Origin of the sequence: Cupriavidus sp. Met-2, assembly GCF_049843575.1 — a bacterium.
Taxonomy (GTDB): Bacteria; Pseudomonadota; Gammaproteobacteria; order Burkholderiales; family Burkholderiaceae; genus Cupriavidus; species Cupriavidus metallidurans.
The window spans coordinates 229,470-248,338 of the sequence record NZ_JBBHZL010000004.1; the positions used below are offsets into that span (position 1 = coordinate 229,470).

The 18,869-nt window shown below is 64.1% G+C and carries 14 protein-coding genes; 8 read left to right on the forward strand and 6 right to left on the reverse strand.

Annotated elements, in window-relative coordinates; all coding sequences use genetic code 11:
* Window positions 1-36 precede the first annotated feature (36 nt).
* Window positions 37-957: a DMT family transporter gene (locus WD006_RS11575; RefSeq protein WP_029307322.1), complete on the forward strand. Its 921-nt coding sequence runs from the start codon at window positions 37-39 to the stop codon at window positions 955-957.
* 52 nt (window positions 958-1,009) lie between these two features.
* Entirely contained in the window at window positions 1,010-1,867 is an 858-nt protein-coding gene (locus WD006_RS11580) for a sulfurtransferase (RefSeq protein ID WP_029307321.1), read from the forward strand.
* A gap of 22 nt (window positions 1,868-1,889) precedes the next feature.
* Here the strand turns inward: WD006_RS11580 and WD006_RS11585 are convergent, their stop codons facing one another.
* The 4 genes from WD006_RS11585 to polA form a co-directional block, all read right to left on the reverse strand.
* The gene (locus WD006_RS11585) at window positions 1,890-2,765 is read right to left on the reverse strand and encodes a ZIP family metal transporter (RefSeq protein ID WP_011517199.1); all 876 of its coding nucleotides are present in this window, start codon (window positions 2,763-2,765) and stop codon (window positions 1,890-1,892) included.
* Between the two features lie 123 nt (window positions 2,766-2,888).
* Window positions 2,889-3,764, reverse strand: coding sequence for a dienelactone hydrolase family protein (locus WD006_RS11590; RefSeq protein ID WP_011517200.1), 876 nt, complete (start codon window positions 3,762-3,764; stop codon window positions 2,889-2,891).
* A 128-nt stretch (window positions 3,765-3,892) separates the two neighbouring features.
* Window positions 3,893-5,296 carry an NAD(P)/FAD-dependent oxidoreductase gene (locus tag WD006_RS11595; protein WP_035832506.1) on the reverse strand — a complete coding sequence of 468 codons (1,404 nt, stop codon included), beginning with the start codon at window positions 5,294-5,296 and terminating at the stop codon, window positions 3,893-3,895.
* A 232-nt stretch (window positions 5,297-5,528) separates the two neighbouring features.
* Window positions 5,529-8,333 (reverse strand): DNA polymerase I, encoded by a 2,805-nt coding sequence (gene polA / locus WD006_RS11600; RefSeq protein ID WP_029307319.1) that lies wholly within the window; start codon window positions 8,331-8,333, stop codon window positions 5,529-5,531.
* Window positions 8,334-8,478: 145 nt separating this feature from the next.
* Between polA and WD006_RS11605 the strand changes: the two genes are divergently transcribed.
* The 4 genes from WD006_RS11605 to WD006_RS11620 all read left to right on the forward strand — a co-directional run bounded on the left by WD006_RS11605 (window position 8,479) and on the right by WD006_RS11620 (window position 11,845).
* The gene (locus tag WD006_RS11605; RefSeq protein ID WP_017514685.1) at window positions 8,479-9,285 is read left to right on the forward strand and encodes a TIGR00730 family Rossman fold protein; all 807 of its coding nucleotides are present in this window, start codon (window positions 8,479-8,481) and stop codon (window positions 9,283-9,285) included.
* 174 nt (window positions 9,286-9,459) lie between these two features.
* Window positions 9,460-9,879: a DUF2782 domain-containing protein gene (locus WD006_RS11610; RefSeq protein ID WP_008649820.1), complete on the forward strand. Its 420-nt coding sequence runs from the start codon at window positions 9,460-9,462 to the stop codon at window positions 9,877-9,879.
* 169 nt (window positions 9,880-10,048) lie between these two features.
* On the forward strand, window positions 10,049-11,035 hold the full coding sequence (locus WD006_RS11615; protein WP_029307318.1) for a homoserine kinase: 987 nt from the start codon (window positions 10,049-10,051) through the stop codon (window positions 11,033-11,035).
* Window positions 11,036-11,041: 6 nt separating this feature from the next.
* Window positions 11,042-11,845 (forward strand): BPSS1780 family membrane protein, encoded by an 804-nt coding sequence (locus WD006_RS11620; RefSeq protein ID WP_011517204.1) that lies wholly within the window; start codon window positions 11,042-11,044, stop codon window positions 11,843-11,845.
* A gap of 51 nt (window positions 11,846-11,896) precedes the next feature.
* Here the strand turns inward: WD006_RS11620 and WD006_RS11625 are convergent, their stop codons facing one another.
* Window positions 11,897-14,260, reverse strand: a complete 2,364-nt coding sequence (locus WD006_RS11625) for a UvrD-helicase domain-containing protein (RefSeq protein WP_011517205.1) — start codon at window positions 14,258-14,260, stop codon at window positions 11,897-11,899.
* A gap of 218 nt (window positions 14,261-14,478) precedes the next feature.
* On the opposite strand from WD006_RS11625, the gene WD006_RS11630 reads away from it, so the two are divergent.
* Both WD006_RS11630 and galU read left to right on the forward strand, forming a co-directional pair.
* Entirely contained in the window at window positions 14,479-17,346 is a 2,868-nt protein-coding gene (locus tag WD006_RS11630) for a valine--tRNA ligase (RefSeq protein ID WP_060784179.1), read from the forward strand.
* Window positions 17,347-17,460: 114 nt separating this feature from the next.
* Window positions 17,461-18,360 (forward strand): UTP--glucose-1-phosphate uridylyltransferase GalU, encoded by a 900-nt coding sequence (gene galU, locus WD006_RS11635; protein ID WP_011517207.1) that lies wholly within the window; start codon window positions 17,461-17,463, stop codon window positions 18,358-18,360.
* A gap of 108 nt (window positions 18,361-18,468) precedes the next feature.
* Here galU and WD006_RS11640 read toward each other — a convergent pair whose 3' ends face one another.
* On the reverse strand, window positions 18,469-18,789 hold the full coding sequence (locus WD006_RS11640) for a hypothetical protein (RefSeq protein ID WP_008649808.1): 321 nt from the start codon (window positions 18,787-18,789) through the stop codon (window positions 18,469-18,471).
* Window positions 18,790-18,869 lie beyond the last annotated feature (80 nt).

Consider the following 18,869-nt stretch of genomic DNA (forward strand, 5'->3'; position numbering starts at 1 on the left):
CGCCTCCGTTCCGCCCCCTCGCCCTCACCCGCCATCATGCAATCGCTCTGGATGTTGTTCGCCGCCTTCTCGTTCTCGTTGATGGGGGTGGGTGTCAAGCTGGCGGCCGAGTTCTACACCACGGGCGAGATCGTCTTCTATCGCAGCCTCATCGGCGTGACGATCATGTGGATCATGCTGGCCTCGCGCGGAGTGCCGGTGAGCACGCCGCACATGACCACTCACATCAAGCGCAGCGTGTTCGGCGTGACTGCGCTGCTGCTCTGGTTCACCTCGATCTCGATGCTGCCGCTGGCCACGGCCATGACGCTCAATTACATGTCGCCGGTCTGGATCGCGCTGATCCTCGGCGCCAGCGCCGCGCTTGCCGGCACGGCCGGGGCGGCGGACCGCAAGCTGATCGGCGCGATCCTGCTGTCGTTTGCCGGCGTGATCTGTCTGCTGCAACCCTCGGTTGGCCAGGACCAACTCACTGGCGGCCTGATTGGTTTGATCTCGGGCGTGTTCACGGCGCTGGCCTATGTCGAAGTGCGCCAACTCGGCCAACTGGGCGAGCCGGAAGGCCGCATCGTGTTCTATTTCTCGGCCGTGGGGCTGGTGTGCGGCCTGGTCTGGATGCTGTTTACCGGCGTGAGCCCGCACACGTGGCATAGCGCGGGCCTGCTCCTGGCGATCGGCATCCTCGCCACGCTTGGCCAGACGTCGATGACGCGCGCCTACAAGCGCGGCAACACGTTGCTGACCGCCAACCTGCAGTACGCGGGCATCGTGTTTTCCAGCCTGTGGGGCATCCTGGTGTGGAGCGACAAGCTCAACTGGATCTCGTGGCTGGGCATGGCACTGATCGTGGCCAGCGGCATCGCCACCACGCTCACGCGCGCACGCGCCACAGACAAACACCCCACGCCGGCCACCCCGGTCAAGTCACTCGAGGCCGAGGTGCATCCGGAGGTGTAGGCCGGTGTAGCATTGGCGGCATGTTCCGACACGTAACGCAGACAGGACTTTCATGCCGACTCCGCTGATCACCGCCACCGAACTCGACCAACTGCGCGCCGCCGGCAAGCCGCGCGTGGTCGTCTTCGACTGCTCGTTCGACCTGACCAACCCCGCCGCCGGCCGCGATAGCTATCAACAAGGCCATATCCCCGGCGCGTATTACCTCCACCTCGACAACGAACTCTCCGGACCGAAGACGGGCCTCAGCGGTCGCCACCCGCTGCCTGATGCCGAACTGTTCGCAGCGCGCCTGCGCGTGCTGGGCGTCGATGACGATACGCTGGTCGTGGCCTATGACGGACAAGGCAGCATGTATGCCGCACGGCTCTGGTGGATGCTGCGCTGGATCGGCCATGCCGCGGCGCTCGTGCTCGATGGCGGACGCAATGCGTGGGTGGCGGCCGGGTTGCCGCTGGAGCATGGCGCAACGGCCGAGCCGGAGATCGGCGGTAACCTGATGCGCCGTGCGTCGCTGGTGAAGACCGTGGATGCCGACGCGCTGGTGGCGAACCTGAGCCAGCCTTCGCTGCTGGTCGTCGATGCCCGCGCCGCCGACCGCTTCCGTGGCGAAAACGAAACGCTCGACCCGGTGGGCGGCCATATTCCCGGCGCCGCCAATCGCTTCTTCAAGGACAACCTGACGGCTGACGGCTACTTCAAGCCGGCCGATCAATTGCGCGCCGACTTCGGACAGGTGTTCGCGGGCAAGGCCCCGGCGCAGACGGTGATGCAGTGCGGCTCGGGCGTCACGGCCTGCCACAATCTTCTGGCATTGGAAGTCGCCGGCCTGACCGGCGCGGCGCTCTATCCGGGCTCATGGAGCGAGTGGTGCGCTGACCCGAAGCGGCCAGTCGCCACCGGCAGCTAAGCCGGAATTCCCGCCAGCGACATCAGTTCGATGTCACGCCAGCAGCGGTGCGCGAGTGGCGATGCCCGTGTTGCTCGTGCACGCCATTCGTGATGAAAACGATGGCCGCAATGCCGGCCGCCACCAACACCACCTGCACCGCCGACTCCTTGAGTCGCGGCTTGCGCTGCATCTGCGGCATCAGATCGCTCACGGCAATGTAGAGGAAGCTGCTCGACGCGATCACCAGCACGTACGGAATCCAGCCCGTGAGCTGGTCGAGCAGAAAATATCCGACCAGCCCGCCGATGATGGCCGCCAGGCTCGACAGCAGGTTGAACGCAAACGCGCGCGCCTTCGAGAACCCGGCATTCAGCAGCACGATGAAGTCGCCCACTTCCTGCGGGATTTCGTGCGCGGCAATCGCCAGCGCGGTGACGATGCCGATATGCGGATTGGCAAGGAACGCGGCAGCAATCACGATGCCATCGGCAAAGTTGTGGAAGGTATCGCCCACCAGGATCGTCAGGCCGCTACGCCCTGCTTCCTCGCGGTCATGCCCGTGATGGTGATGATGCCCGTCGCCCTCGTGGTGATGCGAATGACGCAGCAGCGAGATCTTCTCCAGCAGGAAGAAGCCGAGAAGTCCCGCCAGCAATGTGCCGAACAGCGCACGCGTATCAGCACCGGATTCGAAGGCCTCGGGCAGCGAATGCAGCAGCGCGGTGGCCAGCAGCACCCCGACTGAAAAGCTCACCATGCGCTCCACCACGCGCGACGCGACGGTCAGCGAGAGCAGCGCCGCGCCAAAAATGCTGCCGACGCCCGAGATCGTCGCGGCCAGCAGGATGTACAGAAGCGTGGAATGGATGATGGGCTCCCCGGAACCGGTGTCCGCCCGGAGTCGGGCAGGCGCCACCGATTAACGCAACAATGTTGCAAAAACGTGAAAGCGGCATTGTACGTACGTCCGCACAGTCTTTGCAATGACCGTAACGCCGGAAGGGCCAGATGGACATGATGGCCCTTCCGGCGAGTCAGGTCAGGCGACCTTGTGTTGACGGAGCCAGTCGAGGCAGCGTTGCCAGCCGTCCTTGGCAGCCGACTCGACATAGCTGGCGCGATAGTCGGCGTTGAACGCGTGCCCGGCTTCCGGGTAGACCACGAACCGCGACGCCTTGGCGTTCGGATTGGAAGAGGCGGCCAGCGCAGCCTTCATCCGTTCCACTTGCTCCTGCGTAATGCCAGTGTCCTTGCCGCCATACAGACCCAGCACCGGCGCATCGAGTTCGTTGACGATATCGACCGAATTGCGCGGCTTGAGCGCTGTCGGCTCGCCTACAAGCTGCCCGTACCACGCCACACCGGCCTTCACGCGATTGTTGTGTGCCGTGTAAAGCCACGTAATGCGACCTCCCCAGCAGAACCCGGTAATGGCCAGACGGCTCAGGTCGCCACCGTTGGCGCCGGCCCAGGTCACGCAGGCGTCGAGATCGCCCATCACTTGGGCGTCGGGCACCTTCTGGATGATATTGGCCTGCAACTCCTGGATCGTGCCGTAGCTGCTCGGGTCGCCCTGACGCGCGAACAGCTCGGGCGCGATCGCCAGATAGCCCAGCTTGGCGAAGCGGCGGCAGATATCCGCGATGTGTTCGTGCACACCGAAGATCTCGCTGATCACCAGCACCACCGGCAGGTTTGTCTTGCCTTCGGGCTGTGCGCGGTAGACCGGCATCTTGAAACCATTCGACTCGACCGTAACCTCGCCAGCCGTCAGGCCCTTGAAATCAGTCTTGATGGTCGTGGCGTGGACCGGCAGCACGGCGGCCGCGAAAGCCGATCCGAGTGCGGTCTTGACGAAACTGCGGCGGTCGAACGTCTGACCGGGAACGAGGCTTTCGACTTCGGGCTTCAGCATGGGGCGGTCTCCTTGATCACGGGAAATCAGGTAAGTGATGCAGACATCGCCGCCAATTCTAAGCAATCCTGGACCAAGTGGGGCCGGCGGCACGCATCCCGCGCGGCGCCGGCCTCCGCCCGCTGCGCCTAGTGCAGCTTCACGCGCGGGCTGGTCTTGCTGCGCAGCCAGTGCGTGATGGTGTCCAGCCCCATGCCAATGGCCCCATGCAGCGCCAGTACATGCATCCGGTACAGCGACGTGTACATGAAGCGCGCGAACAGCCCCTCGATGAACATCGAACCACCGATCAGGCCACCCATCAGACTGCCCACGGCGCTGAAGTGGCCCAACGACACCAGCGAGCCGAAGTCCTTGAAGCCGAACGTCGGCAGCGGCTTGCCAGCCAGCCGCGCACGAATCGCGTCATAGAGGAATGTTGCCTGCTGGTGCGCGGCCTGAGCGCGCGGCGGCACTGTGGTCTGCTTCTCGGGCCACGGCGCGGCAGCGCAATCGCCGAACGCGAAGATGTCCGGATCCGTCTCGCACTGCAGCGTCGGGCCCACGACGATCTGGCCCATCTTGCTGACCGGCAGGCCGAGCGTGCGCAGCACACCCGGCGCGGTAATACCCGCCGCCCACACCGTCAGATCGGCATCGACATGCTTGCCGCTGGCAGTCAGCACGGCGTCCTTCGTGACTTCGGTCACGCGCTCCGAAGTGAACACGTCGACATCGAGCTTGCGCAGCAGCTTGGTTGTCTCGGCCGATACACGCTCCGACAGCGCCGGCAGGATGCGCGGGCCCGCCTCGACGATATGGATGCGTACGTCGCGACGCGGATCGAGCTGGTGCAGCCCGTACGCATTGAGCACGTGCGCTGTATTGCGCAACTCCGCTGACAGTTCCACCCCCGTCGCGCCGGCGCCGATGATCGCCACGTCGACCCGTGGGCGGCCATCCTCCCCGACTCGGCCCCGGCCGTTCTGCGCGCGCACGCACGCGGCAATCAGCTTGCGCCGGAAGCGCTCTGCCTGATCGACCGTATCGAGCGCGATCGCGTTCTCGGCTGCTCCAGGCACACCGAAGAAATGCGTGACGCAACCGATGGCGAGCACGAGCGTGTCATACGGCAATTCCCGGGCAGGCAGCAATTCCGCGCCATCCTGATCGAGGCACGCCGCCACCTTGACAAGCTTGCGCTCCCGGTCGATGCCGGTCAGTTCACCTTGCTGGAATTCGAAGTAGTGCCAACGCGCCTGGGCCACGTACTCGAGCTGGTGCGTGTTCGGGTCCATGCTGCCCGCCGCCACCTCGTGCAGCAGCGGCTTCCAGATGTGCGTGGGCGAGCGGTCGACCAGCGTCACCTGCGCCGTGCCGGACTTGCCAAGCTTGTCGCCCAACCGCGTGACAAGCTCGAGCCCGCCGGCTCCGCCACCGACCACGATGATCCGGTGTGCCTGCTTCTCCGATCGTGCCACCGTGCTGGGCTGAGTACTTACGGTTGCCGCCTCCCTCTGCGTGCTGTCCTCTTTGTCGTATGCGTGACTCATGGTCTACCCGATGTTTTCAATTTGAAAACCGGCAGGCCTCGTCGGCGACTTTCTATTGTCGTCTTGCGCCGCGAAGCCGATGTTCTTGCAGCATTTCTTGATGTACCGCAAATGCGTTCATTGTTGCCAGTGTGCTGCAGAGCAGCACCCCTGACAAGCCTTCCGCAGTCGCTTCAATCAGTACTCTTATGCATACATCGGCATCGCGTTGAGGACATCCTCTTCGCGAGGATCAGTGGGCCTCTTCCCAGTTCGCGCCACTACCCACTTCGGCAACCAGCGGCACATTGAGGGTGGCCACCGCGCACATCAGCTCGGGCAGCTTCACGCGGACAAGTTCGAGTTCGGCCTGCGGCACTTCGAGCACCAGTTCATCATGCACCTGCATGATCTGGCGCGTGCCGAGACGCTCGCCTTCGAGCCAGTCCTGCACGGCGATCATCGACAGCTTGATCAGATCGGCCGCGGTGCCCTGCATCGGCGCGTTGATGGCCGCGCGTTCTGCGGCCTGACGGCGCGGGCCATTGCCGCCGTTGATGTCCGGCAGCCAGAGGCGGCGGCCGAACACAGTCTCGACATAGCCCTGCTCGCGCGCCGTCTGGCGCGTCTGCTCCATGTAGTGCGCCACGCCGGGGTAACGCATGAAGTAGCGGTCGATATAGTGCTTGGCCGCCTCGCGCTCGATGCCAAGGTTACTGGCCAGCCCGAACGCGCTCATGCCATAGATCAGACCGAAGTTGATCACCTTCGCATAGCGGCGCTGCTCGCTGCTGACGGCTTCGCGCTCGACGCCAAAGATTTCGCCAGCCGTGGCACGGTGAATATCCTCGCCATTGGCGAACGCGCGCAGCAGGTTCTCGTCGCCCGAGATATGCGCCATGATGCGCAGTTCAATCTGCGAATAGTCGGCCGAGACGATCACGTTGCCGGGCGCGGCGATGAACGCCTCGCGAATGCGGCGACCTTCCTCGGTGCGCACCGGAATGTTCTGCAGGTTCGGATCGGTCGATGCCAGGCGCCCCGTCACCGCAGTGGCCTGCCCGTAGCTCGTATGCACGCGCCCGGTATTCGGGTTGACCATCTTCGGCAGCTTGTCCGTGTAGGTGGACTTCAGCTTCGACAGGCCCCGGTAGTCCAGCAGCAGCTTGGGCAGCGGATAGTCGTCCGCCAGCTTCTGCAGCACCTCTTCATCGGTCGACGGCGCGCCGCTGGCGGTCTTCTTGACCACCGGCAGCTTCATCTGGTTGAACAGGATCTCGCCGATCTGCTTCGGCGATCCGAGATTGAACGGCTGGCCCGCCGCATCGTGCGCGGCACGCTCGAGGTCCATCATGCGTAGACCCAGCTCGGCGCTCTGCGCGGCCAGGCGGTCGGCATCGATCAGCACGCCGTTGCGCTCGATCTTCTGCAGCACCACCGAGACCGGGATCTCAATCTGTTCGTAGACGTACTTCAGCCCTTCCGATGCCTCGAGCTGCGGCAGCATCTTGCGATGCAGGCGCAGTGTCACGTCGGCATCCTCGGCCGCATATTCGGTGGCGCGCGGCAGGTCGATCTGGTCGAAGCCGATCTGGTTCGCGCCCTTGCCACAAACTTCCTCGTACGTGATCGTCTTCAGGCTCAGCAGGCGCTCGGCCAGGCTGTCCATGCCGTGATTGCGGTACGAAGCCAGCACGTAGCTTTCCAGCATCGTGTCATGCGCGATGCCGCGCAGCGCTACGCCGTGGTTGGCAAACACGTGCGAGTCGTACTTCAGGTGCTGACCGAGCTTCGGACGCGTCGGATCCTCGAGCCATCCGCGCATACGCTCGAGCACGTACTCGCGCGAGAGCTGACCATGGTTCTCGAGACCCGCGACGTCCGGGCCGCGATGCGCCACGGGAATATAGGCAGCCGCGCCCGGCTCGACGGACAGCGAGATGCCGACGAGCTGCGCCAGCATCGGATCGAGCGAGGTCGTTTCGGTGTCGATGGCGACGATCGGCGCATCGGCGATCTTGCGCAGCCATTCATCGAGCGCGGCCTCGGTGGTCACGGTCTCGTAGCTGATCTCGGCCGGGGGCACATCTTCGGCCGGGGCGTCGGCCTGCGCCGGCGCATCGAACAGCCCGCCCTGCGCCGGCGCGGCCTTCGGCACCGCGCGCGCTGCCGCGCGTGCGTTCGGCAGCGACTCACCGGTTGCCTCGCGCAGCCACGACTTGAATCCGTAGCGCTGGAAGAACGCGATCAGCTTTTCCTTGTCTTCGCCAAGGTCGTGCAGCGCCTGGAAATCGGCAACGGCACCGCTCAGGTCGCAATCGGTCTTGACCGTGACCAGTTCCCGCGCGCGCGGGAGCCATTCGAGCGTGTTGCGCAGATTCTCGCCTACCACGCCCTTGATCTTCTCGGCGTTACCCATGATGTCGTCCAGCGTGCCGTATTCGGTCAGCCATTTGACCGCGGTCTTCGGACCGACCTTCGGCACGCCGGGCACGTTGTCCACGGCGTCACCGATCAGCGACAGGTAGTCGACGATGCGCTCGGGCGGCACGCCAAACTTCGCCACCACGCCCGGCGGGTCGAGAACCTCGCCGCTCATGGTGTTGACCAACGTGACGGTGTCATTGACGAGCTGCGCAAGATCCTTGTCGCCCGTAGAAACGACCGTGTTCACGCCCTGCTGCGACGCCTGGAGCGCGAGCGTGCCGATCACGTCGTCGGCCTCCACGCCTTCCACGACCACGATCGGCCAGCCAAGCGCGCGCACGGCCTCGTGGATCGGCTCGATCTGCTTCGCGAGGTCCTCGGGCATCGACGGGCGATGCTCCTTGTATGCCGGATACATGTCATCCCGGAACGTCTTGCCCTTGGCGTCGAACACACAGGCGATATACTGTGCCGGGTAATCATTGCGCAGCTTGCGCAGCATATTGATCATGCCGTAGATTGCCCCCGTGGGCAGACCTTCGCCATTCCTCAGGTCCGGCAGAGCGTGATACGCGCGATATAGATAGCTCGATCCATCGACGAGCAAGAGTGTTTTTGGACTATCCGACATTCCCATGGACTCAAAATTGACTGGTGCCCCCGCAGGCGGTGCTGACGCCGCCCCCCTTGCCGCTACAGACACTGCTGACGTTGCCGGTAACAAGGCAGACCAGCGGGCCGAGAAAACGGCCGCACATGCTGCTGCCATTGCCGCCATGGCCGATGCCGCCGAGGCAGGCAAAGGCCCCGACGAGCAGGAGGCTGCCGCACGCGATGCGGCAGCGCGCTCGAATCCGCGCAAGATGATTCCAAGCCTGCGCGCGCTGGCCGACGAAGACCGCGCCACTGCGAAAAAGGCGCGCGCCTCGTGGCAAATGTTCACGATTATGGCAGAGTTCATCGAGGCGACCGAGTACCTTTCGGAGATCCGCCCGGCCGTCTCGATCTACGGCAGCGCGCGCCTGCGCGAGGACTCGCCTTACTACCAGAAGACCATCGAAATCGCCCGTCTGTTCTCGGATGCCGGCTTTGCCGTCATCTCCGGCGGCGGCCCCGGCATCATGGAAGCGGCCAACAAGGGCGCGCACGCGGGCAAGTCCGCCAGTGTCGGCCTGAATATCGAATTGCCCCACGAGCAGCAGGGCAATCCGTACCAGGACATCGCCATGCGGTTCCGCCACTTCTTCACGCGCAAGGTCACGTTCGTGAAGAATTCGGATGCATTCATCGTTATGCCGGGCGGCTTCGGCACCCTGGACGAACTGGCCGAAGTGCTGACGCTGGTACAAACCGGCAAGTCTCGTTCCGTGCCCGTGGTGATGTACGGCAGCCGCTTCTGGAAGGGCCTGCTCGACTGGTTCCGTTTCACGCTGCTGCCGATGGGCCTGATCGCCGAGCACGACCTGGACCTGATGAAGATCGTCGACGAGCCACAGGAAGTGCTCGAAGCCGTCTACGAGTACTACGAAAAGCGCGGCGGAGAGCATCCGATTCCGCCCAAGGAAGAAATGTTCTATCTGTAAGGCATGGACGCCCGTCGGCGAAGCTGGCGGGTGGACGCTAGGGCACGAGAGCGGCCCGGAACCGACAGGAATTGCTAGAATGGAAGCATTCTCCTGCCGGATCCGGCACCGTCGGGTCCTTGCAGGCCAAATCCGCGTCGCTGGGCTGCCGGCCCGCACGCACAGGAGCCCCAGATGACTTCCCCTTCGCATACGGGTGCCAGGCTCGCCAATGTCCCGACGGCCATTGGCCGTCATGGCTACCTTCTTGCGCTTGCCGCAGCCGCGCTTGCACTGACTGTGACCACCCATGCCGTGGCCCAGGACAACGCGGAAAGCAATGCGCTGACCCAGCAGGAACTGAACGAAATCAACAACCAACCGATCGCCCCTGCCGCGAAGAGCGAGATCAACAAACCGCGCGAGCCGAGCTTCGTGCTGCGCGAGCGCGATGGCACGCAGGTGACCGAGTACCGCAACAAGGGTCGGGCCACCGATATCCAGGTTCAGTCCGGTTTCGGCACCAAGTACGAAATGAGCAAGCCCGAAGACAGCTCGCCCAAGATTCGTGACCATGACGTGAACCGCGTGCCGTCCGTGAACCTGAAGTTCTGATACGGCAGCCTTTCCCGTTATCCTGATTGTCTTTTTACCCACGATCCTCGCCGGGCGCCCGCGCCTGGCGAAGGTCGCGCCGGCCCTCCGGCAGTGATGCCGCGGCGGCGAACCGCCATTGCCATCCGCCCTCGGTTCGTCGCGTCCCGAATTGCACCAACAGAACAGTATGGCCGTTTTCACCACGGTCTCGCAGGACGAGATCGCCCGCTGGCTGCTTGACTATGACCTTGGCGAAGTGCGCGCGCTGCGCGGCATTGCCTCGGGCATCGAGAACAGCAACTTTTTCCTGACCATGGAGCAGGATGGCGTCACACGTGAGTACGTACTGACGATCTTTGAACGGCTGCAATTCGACCAGCTGCCGTATTACCTGCACCTGATGGACCATCTGGCACGACACGGCATCTGCGTGCCGGCGCCGATGCCAGCCCGCGACGGCGAGATCCTGCGCGAACTGAAGGGCAAGCCGGCGACCATCGTCACGCGCCTGCCCGGCGCCTCGCAACTTGCGCCGCAGCCCGACCATTGCGCCGAAGTCGGCGCAATGCTGGCGCGCATGCATATCGCCGGTCAGGACTATCCACGCAAGCAGCCGAATCTGCGCAGCCTGGCGTGGTGGCAGCAAACCACCCCGGAAATCGCACCTTTCCTCGACGCCGCGCAGCGCAAGCTGCTGACTGAGGAAATCGCGCACCAGACCGCGTTTTTCGGCAGCGGTGACTACGCCGCGCTGCAGGGTGGCCCTTGCCACTGCGACCTGTTCCGCGACAACGCGCTGTTCGACACCGACAGCGCCGGCAACCACCGGCTCGGCGGCTTCTTCGATTTCTACTTTGCCGGCGACGACAAATGGCTGTTCGACCTGGCCGTCACCGTCAACGACTGGTGCATCGACCTCGCGACCGGCACCATCGACATGGAACGTGCGCAGGCTATGCTGCGGGCTTATCATGCAGTCAGGCCCCTGACGGCAGTGGAGGCGGCGCACTGGCAAGATATGCTGCGCGCTGGCGCACTGCGCTTCTGGGTATCGCGCCTGTGGGACTTCTACCTGCCGCGCGAGGCCGATATGCTCCAGCCGCACGATCCGACCCACTTCGAACGCATCCTGCGCCGCCGCATCGACGACGCCGCAGCGCTCCCCTGGATCTGATTCGCCATGCAACTACTGGAAGTTTCCGCCAAGGAAGGCTACGTCTGGTTCCGCCAGGGCATCTGGCTGTTCCGCAAGAACCCGCTGGCATTCCTGATGCTGTTGTTCATCTATCTGATTGCCGCGCAATTGGCGATCTTCGTGCCGCTGTTCGGCATCATCGCGCTGCTGGTGTTCACCCCGGGCCTGTCCGTGGGCGTGATGACCGCCTGCCGCGACGTCATCCAGAACAAGCGCGTGTTGCCCACGGTATTGCTGTCGGGCTTCCGCACGAACGGGAAACAGGCCACCCGCAACCTGCTGGTGCTGGGTGGTATCTACGCGGTGCTGGTGTTCGCGCTGAGCTTCATCGCCACGGCCGTGGTCGACATCAGCGCACTGGCGCCGATGGTGCTCAAGGGCGAGGAGCCCTCCGGCGAAGCGGTACGGCAACTGTATTACGCGCTGCTGATCGGCGCGCTGCTGTACACGCCGGTGGCAATGATGTTCTGGTTCGCGCCGATGCTTGCCGCCTGGCATGGCGTGCCGCCCGTCAAGGCGCTGTTCTTCAGCTGGACCGCCTGCTGGCGCAACCGTGGCGCGTTCTTCACCTACGCCCTGCTGTTCGCGCTGCTGCTGGTGGTGGTGCCACTGTTCCTCGAGGCAGTGTTCGCCTCGATCGGCGCGGATACCGTACTGTCGTTCCTGATCACGCCGTACTCGCTGCTGATGCTGGCGATCCTCTACTGCTCGTTCTACGCGACGTACCGCGGCTGCTTCAACATCGCGCCGCCGGGTGAGACGGCAAACGATAGCGTAGCGCAGTCCTGACCCTCTTTTCTCCCCGCTTCCATATGCGGAAGTGGGGAGAAAATCCCCTCCTCAATCAATCGCGTCCAGCTTCGCCACCGACAGCGCCAGCCACTTGGTGCCGTGACGCTTGAAGTCGATGTTCGCGCGCGCATCGGCGCCCTCACCTTCCAGCGCCTTGATCTTGCCTTCCCCGAACTTGTTGTGGAACACGCTCTGGCCCACGCGGAATCCAGTGGCCGCGGCGCGCTTCTCTTCGGCGTAGTTCTTGCCGGTGTCCATGCCGCCGGTCGGCTTGACGCCGGTATAGGGCACGTCCTCGGCACGCTTGAACCAGTCACGGCCCCAAGCGCTTTCGCGCTCAGATGACTGGCGTCCGCTACCTGAGCCATAGGCACCATAGGCCTGGCCCTGCGGAGTGATCCACTTCAGCGAAGCCTCGGGAAGCTCCTCGAAGAAGCGCGACCGCACGTGATAGCGCATCTGGCCGTGCAGCACGCGGCTTTGGGCGAACGACAGATAGAGCCGTGCCCGCGCGCGCGTGATGGCCACATACATCAGGCGGCGTTCTTCCTCCAGACCGTCGGCTTCCATCGCGCTGTTCTCGTGCGGGAACAGGCCTTCCTCGAGCCCGGTGATAAACACCACATTGAACTCGAGCCCCTTGGCCGCGTGCACGGTCATCATTTGCACCGCATCCTGGCCGGCCTGCGCCTGGTTGTCCCCCGCCTCCAGTGATGCATGGGTCAGGAACGCCACCAGCGGCGTCATCACCACCGGCAACTGTTCGGGGTCCAGCACCTGCTGGTCCTGTTCGCCCTGCGCCAGCGCCGGCATGGCATCGCGGTTCGCCGGCAGCATGCGGCCCAGCGCCTCGAGCCCGTAGCCTTCCTCGACCACGAATGCCTGCGCGGCCGTCACCAGTTCCTGCAAGTTCTCGATGCGGTCCTGGCCTTCCTTCTCGGTCTGGTAATGCGTCATCAGGCCGCTGGTGTTGGTCACGTACTCGACCGTTTGCGCCAGCGTCATCCGGCTGGTCTCGGCACGCATCTGCTCGATCAGCCGGATAAAGGCGCCCAACGAGCTGCCGGCCTTGCCAGGCACGTAGGCCACGGCTTCGGCCAGTGAACAGTTGTACTGCCGCGCTGCGTCCTGCAGCACTTCGAGCGACTTCGCGCCGATGCCGCGCGTGGGGAAATTGACCACCCGCCCGAATGCGGCGTCATTGCGAGGGTTCTCGATCAACTGCAGGTAGGCCAGCGCGTGCTTCACTTCGGCGCGCTCGAAGAAGCGCAGGCCGCCGTACACCCGGTACGGGATACCCGACGAGAACAGCGCGTGTTCGATGACCCGCGACTGCGCATTGCTGCGATAGAGGATCGCGATCTCCGAGCGCGACATGCCCTGCGCGATCTGGTCGCGGATTTCCTCGACGATCCACGAGGCTTCCTGGCCGTCCGAACCTGCCTGGAACACGCGCACCGGCTCGCCGTGCCCGGCGTCGGTGCGCAGGTTCTTGCCCAGTCGGCGCGCATTGTGCGAGATCAGGTGGTTGGCCGAATCGAGAATATGCCCGTGCGAGCGGTAGTTCTGCTCGAGCTTGATCAGGTGGCGAACGCGGAATTCCTGCTCGAAGTCGCGCATATTGCCGACGTTGGCGCCACGGAACGCGTAGATGCTCTGGTCATCGTCGCCCACGGCGAACACTGCCGCGGCATTGCCCGAGCCGTAGCCGGCAAGCAGCTTGAGCCACTGGTACTGCAGCACGTTGGTGTCCTGGAACTCGTCGACGAGCACATGGCGGAAACGGTGCTGGTAGTGCTGGCGGATCGCGTCGTTGTAACGCAGCAGTTCGTAGCAGCGCAGCAACAGTTCGGCGAAGTCGACCACGCCCTCGCGCTGGCACTGCTCGTCGTAGGCCGCGTACAGGTCGACGAAGCGACGATTGAAATCGTCATTGGCTTCGACGTCGGCCGGGCGCAGGCCCTGCTCCTTGGCGTTGTTGATGAAGTACTGGAGATTCTTGGGTGGGTACTTCTCGTCGTCGACATTCAGCCCCTTGAGCAGCCGCTTGATCGCCGAAAGCTGGTCCTGGGAGTCCAGGATGGCAAATGTCTGGGGCAAGCCGGCGTCACGGAAATGCGCACGCAGCATCCGGTTGCAGAGGCCATGGAACGTGCCGATCCACATGCCCCGGGTGTTGATCGGCAACATCGACGACAGCCGGGTCTGCATCTCCTTGGCGGCCTTGTTCGTGAAGGTCACCGCCAGGATGCCGGCCGGGGACACACGGCCGTTCTGGATCAGCCACGCGATCCGCGTGGTCAGCACACGGGTCTTGCCACTGCCCGCACCGGCCAGGATCAGGGCCGGCTCGTCAGGTAATGTGACGGCGGCGAGTTGTTCAGCGTTGAGATTGGCGAGCAGACTGGACATCGGAGCGGGGCCGGAAGGATAGGCCGCAATTATACCGATGGCCCCCGTCGCGTCCTGGCAGCAACGACAGCATCCACTCGCCCGGACCACCTTCCGGCGCCGAAATGCGCACCGGGACCCCGCCTCCCCTATAATTTGATGTTTTCCCGGCCCAATGCCGCGGCGCGCCGATCCGCCTGCCGGCCAGAGCCCTGACCCGCACACCTCGACATCCCAGCATGACCGCAGAAGACCAGTCCCTAGCCAAGAGCTTCGAACCCGCCGCCATCGAGGCGAAATGGGGCCCAGAATGGGAGCGGCGCGGCATTGCCCAGCCCACGTTCGACGCCAATCGCCCCGATTTCGCCATCCAGCTGCCGCCGCCCAATGTGACCGGCACGCTGCACATGGGCCATGCGTTCAACCAGACGATCATGGACGGCCTGACCCGCCATGCACGTATGCGCGGCGCCAACACGCTGTGGGTGCCGGGCACCGACCACGCCGGCATCGCCACGCAGATCGTCGTGGAACGCCAGCTCGAGGCGCAAGGTGTATCGCGCCACGACCTGGGCCGCGCCAAGTTCACCGAGAAGGTCTGGGAGTGGAAGGAAGAATCGGGCTCGACGATCACGCGCCAGGTGCGCCGCATGGGCGCGTCGATCGACTGGACGCGCGAGTACTTCACGATGTCGCCCGAGATGTCGAAGGCCGTGACCGAGGTGTTCGTCCGCCTGCATGAGCAAGGCCTGATCTACCGTGGCAAGCGGCTGGTGAACTGGGATCCGGTGCTTGGCACTGCCGTGTCCGACCTGGAAGTCGACAGCGTCGAGGAAGACGGTTCGCTGTGGCACATCCATTACCCGCTGGCCGAGCCGGACACCGTACGCGGCTTGACCCACCTGACCGTAGCTACCACCCGTCCCGAGACGATGCTCGGCGACACGGCGGTGATGGTGCACCCAGAGGATGAGCGCTACGCCCACCTGATCGGCAAATTCGTACATCTGCCGCTGACCGATCGCAAGATCCCGGTCATCGCCGACGAATACGTGGACCGCGAGTTCGGCACCGGTGTGGTCAAGGTGACCCCGGGCCACGACTTCAACGACTACGCCGTGGGTCAGCGCCACAACCTGCCGCAACTGTCGATCCTGACGCTCGACGCGAAGATCGTCGCCGATGCGCCGGCCGCCTACGCCGGCATGGATCGCTTCGACGCGCGCAAGAAGATGGTGGCAGACCTTGAGGCGCAGGGCCTGCTGGGCGAGGTCAAGAAGCACAAGCTGATGGTGCCGCGCAGCGAGCGCACCAGCAGCGTGATCGAACCGATGCTGACGGACCAGTGGTTCGTGGCCATGAGCAAGCCGGCCCCGGAAGGCACATTCAACCCGGGTCGCTCGATCGCCGAAGTCGCGCTCGAGGCCGTGCAGAGCGGCGAGATCAAGCTCGTGCCGGAAAACTGGATCAGCACGTACAACCAGTGGCTGTCGAACATCCAGGACTGGTGTATCAGCCGCCAACTCTGGTGGGGCCACCAGATTCCCGCCTGGTACGACGATGCCGGCAACTGTTTCGTGGCGCGCACCGAAGAGGAAGCATGCGCGAAGGCCCAGGCCGCCGGCAGCACCGGCGCGCTGCGCCGCGAGGAAGACGTGCTCGACACGTGGTTCTCGTCCGCGCTGGTTCCGTTCTCGTCGCTGGGCTGGCCCGAGAACACGCCCGAGATCCAGCACTTCCTGCCGTCGTCGGTGCTCGTGACCGGCTACGACATCATCTTCTTCTGGGTGGCGCGCATGGTCATGATGACCAAGCACTTCACCGGCAAGGTGCCGTTCCACACCGTGTACGTGCACGGCCTGGTGCGGGACTCCGAAGGCAAGAAGATGAGCAAGTCCGAGGGCAACACGCTCGATCCGGTGGACCTGATCGACGGTATCGCGCTCGAACCGCTGCTCAAGAAGCGCACTACCGGCCTGCGTCGTCCGAAGGATGCGCCGAAGATCGAATCGAAGACGAAGAAGGAATTCCCGGACGGCATTCCCGCATTCGGCGCCGACGCGCTGCGCTTCACGTTTGCGTCGCTGGCCACGCTGGGTCGCAACATCAACTTCGACACCGGCCGTTGCGAGGGCTATCGCAACTTCTGCAACAAGCTCTGGAACGCCACGCGTTTCGTGCTGATGAACACCGAGGGCCATGACTGCGGCATGGGCCCGTGCAACAACGATTGCGGCCCGGACGGCTACCTGCACTTCTCGCAGGCCGACCGCTGGATCGTATCGCTGCTGCAGCGCGTGGAAGCGGAAGTCGAGAAGGGCTTCGCCGAGTACCGCTTCGACAACATCGCCAGTGCGATCTACAAGTTCGTCTGGGACGAATACTGCGACTGGTACCTGGAGATGGCCAAGGTCCAGATCCAGACCGGGACCGAAGCCCAGCAACGCGCCACGCGCCGCACGCTGCTGCGCGTGCTGGAAACGGTGCTGCGCCTGGCCCACCCGATCATCCCGTTCATCACCGAGGAACTGTGGCAGAAGGTGGCCCCGCTGGCCGGCCGTGCCAAGGGCGATGGCAGCGAGTCGATCGCCACGCAGGATTACCCGCTGAGCGCCGCGGCCAAGATCGACGAAGCCGCCGAAGCCTGGGTGGCCCGCCTCAAGTCGGTGGTCGACGCCTGCCGCAACCTGCGCGGCGAGATGAATATCTCGCCGGCCCAGCGCATCCCGCTCTATGCTCAAGGAGACAGCGCGTTCCTGAAGGAAGCGGCGGCGCAAATCCAGGCGCTGGCGAAACTTTCCGAGGTCAAGGTGTTCGAAGACGAGGCCACGCTGCAGAAGGAAGGCGCCGGCGCCCCTGTGGCGATCGCCGACGGCAACCACCTGCTTCTCAAGATCGAGATCGACGTGGCTGCCGAACGCGTGCGCCTGGGCAAGGAGATCGACCGTATCTCCGGCGAAATCGGCAAATGCCGCGGCAAGCTGTCCAACGAGAGCTTCGTCGCCAAGGCACCGCCGGCCGTCGTGGCTCAGGAAACGCAGCGTTTGTCCGATTTCGAACAGACGCTGGTCAAGCTTCAGGATCAACTACAGCGATTGCCTGCCTGAGCGCAAAAAGTGCTTCCCCGGTTTCGTGCCGACTGCAGCGTCGGACGGAACCGGACAGACGGCACCCCTACCGTTACGGCACGGTATCACTCCGGATAAACAAGGAAGGCTGAAATGGAAAACCGCGTCACCAAGGCCGTCTTTCCCGTTGCAGGGCTAGGCACCCGGTTTCTGCCCGCCACCAAGGCGAGCCCCAAGGAAATGCTGCCCGTGGTCGACAAGCCACTGATCCAGTACGCCGTGGAAGAAGCCATGGCCGCAGGCATTACCGAGATGATCTTCGTCACCGGGCGCTCCAAGCGCGCCATCGAGGATCACTTCGACAAGGCTTACGAACTGGAAGCGGAACTCGAGGCCAAGAACAAACAGGCACTGCTCGATGTGGTGCGTTCGATCAAGCCAGCGAACGTCGAGTGCTATTACGTGCGCCAGCCCGAGGCACTGGGTCTGGGCCACGCGGTGCTTTGCGCCGCCAAGCTCGTGGGCGACACGCCGTTTGCCGTGATGCTCGCCGACGACTTGCTCGACGGTGGCAAGGACCTGCCCGTGATGAAGCAGATGGTGGATATCTACAACCACTACAACTGCTCGGTACTCGGCGTGGAAGAGATCGCGCCCGAGCAAAGCCGCTCGTATGGCGTGATCGACGGCCGCGAGTGGGACGACCGCGTGATCAAGATGTCCGCCATCGTCGAGAAGCCGGCACCCGAGAAGGCACCGTCGAACCTGGGCGTGGTGGGTCGCTACATTCTCACCCCGCGCATCTTCGACCATATCCGCGAGCTTAAGCCGGGCGCCGGCGGCGAGATCCAGCTCACCGACGCCATCCAGTCGATGCTCGACCAGGAACAGGTGCTGGCCTATCGCTACAAAGGCGTGCGGTACGACTGCGGCAGCAAGCTCGGCTATCTGAAGGCGACCGTCGAATTCGCCCTCAGGCACCCCGAGGTGCGCGACGAGTTCAGCGCCTATCTGTCGCAGCGCTGCACCAGCCCGTCAAGCGTACCCGCCTGACATCCGCCTGAAAAAACGAAGCCGCCCCGGAAGAGGCGGCTTCGGCAGGAAGGCAGAAAAAAACCCCGCTTTGTTACCGAAGCGGGGTTTTTCTTTATTCCGGGGCGGTCAGAAACCGATCGCCGCGCTGCCGACATCCACACGCACCTTGTCGCGATCTAGCAGCCGGCCGGCGTGCCGGGCATAGTCCTGCGCCCATTCCGGATGGGTGGCAAAGCGATTCTCGCCAGAGAACTTCGCCACGTTCAGGATCTTGTCGATCACCAGAACCTTGCCGACCGGACTCGACGCCTGGCAATCCAGCTCGGCGTATTCGCGGTCAAACCAGCGCCAGGCGGCATCCTCGGTCACCGCGGCGAGTTCACTGTCGCCCAGCGTGAATTCAAATTCCTTGCCACTGCCGAACACTACGGTCAGGGTACGCGCCATTGCCGGTTCTCCGAAAATCTCCGAGGATGAGGCCCCTATTGTAGTGACTTGCCGCCGGATCGGGGCGGGCGGAAGAACTA

What these genes read in the sequence shown, in the direction of transcription:
- WD006_RS11575 (WP_029307322.1), top strand. Translation starts at nt 37, where the DNA reads ATGCAATCGCTCTGGATGTTGTTCGCCGCCTTCTCGTTCTCGTTGATG.
- WD006_RS11580 (WP_029307321.1), top strand. Translation starts at nt 1,010, where the DNA reads ATGCCGACTCCGCTGATCACCGCCACCGAACTCGACCAACTGCGCGCC.
- WD006_RS11590 (WP_011517200.1), bottom strand. Translation starts at nt 3,764, where the DNA reads ATGCTGAAGCCCGAAGTCGAAAGCCTCGTTCCCGGTCAGACGTTCGAC.
- WD006_RS11595 (WP_035832506.1), bottom strand. Translation starts at nt 5,296, where the DNA reads ATGAGTCACGCATACGACAAAGAGGACAGCACGCAGAGGGAGGCGGCA.
- polA (WP_029307319.1), bottom strand. Translation starts at nt 8,333, where the DNA reads ATGTCGGATAGTCCAAAAACACTCTTGCTCGTCGATGGATCGAGCTAT.
- WD006_RS11605 (WP_017514685.1), top strand. Translation starts at nt 8,479, where the DNA reads ATGGCCGATGCCGCCGAGGCAGGCAAAGGCCCCGACGAGCAGGAGGCT.
- WD006_RS11610 (WP_008649820.1), top strand. Translation starts at nt 9,460, where the DNA reads ATGACTTCCCCTTCGCATACGGGTGCCAGGCTCGCCAATGTCCCGACG.
- WD006_RS11615 (WP_029307318.1), top strand. Translation starts at nt 10,049, where the DNA reads ATGGCCGTTTTCACCACGGTCTCGCAGGACGAGATCGCCCGCTGGCTG.
- WD006_RS11620 (WP_011517204.1), top strand. Translation starts at nt 11,042, where the DNA reads ATGCAACTACTGGAAGTTTCCGCCAAGGAAGGCTACGTCTGGTTCCGC.
- WD006_RS11625 (WP_011517205.1), bottom strand. Translation starts at nt 14,260, where the DNA reads ATGTCCAGTCTGCTCGCCAATCTCAACGCTGAACAACTCGCCGCCGTC.
- WD006_RS11630 (WP_060784179.1), top strand. Translation starts at nt 14,479, where the DNA reads ATGACCGCAGAAGACCAGTCCCTAGCCAAGAGCTTCGAACCCGCCGCC.
- galU (WP_011517207.1), top strand. Translation starts at nt 17,461, where the DNA reads ATGGAAAACCGCGTCACCAAGGCCGTCTTTCCCGTTGCAGGGCTAGGC.
- WD006_RS11640 (WP_008649808.1), bottom strand. Translation starts at nt 18,789, where the DNA reads ATGGCGCGTACCCTGACCGTAGTGTTCGGCAGTGGCAAGGAATTTGAA.